This window comes from Pontibacterium sp. (assembly GCF_041587635.1).
Taxonomy (GTDB): Bacteria; Pseudomonadota; Gammaproteobacteria; order Pseudomonadales; family Balneatricaceae; genus Pontibacterium.
In genome coordinates this window covers 1-1514 of the sequence record NZ_JBFGYC010000721.1, presented here as the reverse complement: position 1 = coordinate 1514, position 1514 = coordinate 1, and the positions used below count along the sequence as shown (strand labels likewise).

Genomic DNA, 1514 nt, shown 5'->3' with positions numbered 1-1514 from the left:
GACGGCTTTGGTAACTTCTGCGATCCGGATCTCAACAATGATGGCATCGTGAACTTCCTGGACCTGCAGCTGATGCTGGCTTCTGCCCTACTCATTCCTACCGTGATGGGAGTGATTTTCCTCTACGAAAAATTCAGCGGCCCCGCGGTTCAGCAAAGCCGTCACCTGCGTTCAGAGATTAACGCTAACATCAGCGAATCCATTGCCGGGATGTCAGTATTGCAGGCCAGCAATCAACAATCGCGCTTTATCGAAGAGTTTGATCAGGTCAACGATGGCTATTACCGCGCACGTATGCGTACCATCAAGGTTAGTGCCCTGCTGCTGCGTCCAGCAATCGACCTGCTCAGCGTTTCGGTGCTGGTCGCGATCATCTGGATGTTTGGCCTCCAGGTCACCGCAGGCGTTGCGGAAGTCGGTGTACTGTATGCATTTCTTAACTATCTGGGGCGTTTTACCGAACCTCTGGCGGAAGTCACCCAGCGTTTTAACCTTTATCAACAGGCCATGGTCGCCGGTGATCGGGTGCATACACTGATTGAGGAAGGCGAGCAGCAGTATCATGACTCTCCCGCTCAGATCACAAACGGCCATATCTCCGTCTCAGCATTGAATTTCGCTTATCAAACCGACAAACCGGTGCTGCACGATGTTAGCTTTAACCTTAAACCCGGCGAACTCTTCGCGGTTGTAGGCCACACTGGCAGCGGAAAAAGCACCCTGCTCAGCGTATTGCTGAACTTCTACCCCACTCACGAAGGGGTCATCCGATTGGATGGGCAACCACTGGAGAGCTTCAGCCACGACAACCTGCGTCGGGGTATTGGGCTTATCCCTCAGGAACCGTTTATTGTCGTAGGCTCCTTACGGGACAATATTGATATGGGACGCAACCTGCCGGAAGCCAAGCTGCTGCAAGCGGCACAGCAGGCACATCTGACGGATACCATCCGACAGCTGCCGGATGGACTCGACACACGCTTGGGTGAAGGCGGGACTCGACTTTCCACGGGGCAGCGCCAGCAACTGGTGATCGCGCGAGCGCTCGCAGCCTCCCCCCAGATCTTGCTACTGGATGAAGCCACGGCCAATGTGGATAGTGAAACTGAGCAAGTCATTCAACGCGCCCTGCGAGAACTGCACGGCAAAGTCACCATGATTATTGTCGCCCATCGCCTTTCAACGATTAAACATGCAGATCAGATTCTGGTGTTATCACACGGGCGAATAGAGGAAAGAGGAACACACAATGAGTTGATGCAGAACGATGCCGGGCTGTACCGTTCGATGTATCAGCTACAGCAGCAAGCTCGCCGGGTACAGATGTTATCTTGATTCGAAACGGGCGCTATCGAGTCTTGTTAACTCGACCTTGCCGGCGTTGTTCCGCCCTTTTTAACCATTCCTGACGTTGCTCTTCAGAAGCCCCCTGCCACTGCAGGATTTCATCCAGCGAACGGCAGCAGCCCAAACAGATATTGTTATCATCCAAACAACAGTTTCGGATACAGGGT

Annotated in this window: 2 protein-coding genes; one reads left to right on the top strand and one right to left on the bottom strand. The window is 53.4% G+C overall.

All coding sequences use genetic code 11. From position 1 onward, the window contains the following. On the top strand, window positions 1–1335 hold a 1335-nt coding region (locus ABYW01_RS21125; RefSeq protein WP_372836551.1), incomplete at its 5' end, for an ABC transporter ATP-binding protein. 13 nt (window positions 1336–1348) lie between these two features. Here ABYW01_RS21125 and ABYW01_RS21120 read toward each other — a convergent pair. After that, on the bottom strand, window positions 1349–1471 hold the full coding sequence (locus ABYW01_RS21120) for a DUF1289 domain-containing protein (protein ID WP_372836553.1): 123 nt from the start codon (window positions 1469–1471) through the stop codon (window positions 1349–1351). Window positions 1472–1514 lie beyond the last annotated feature (43 nt).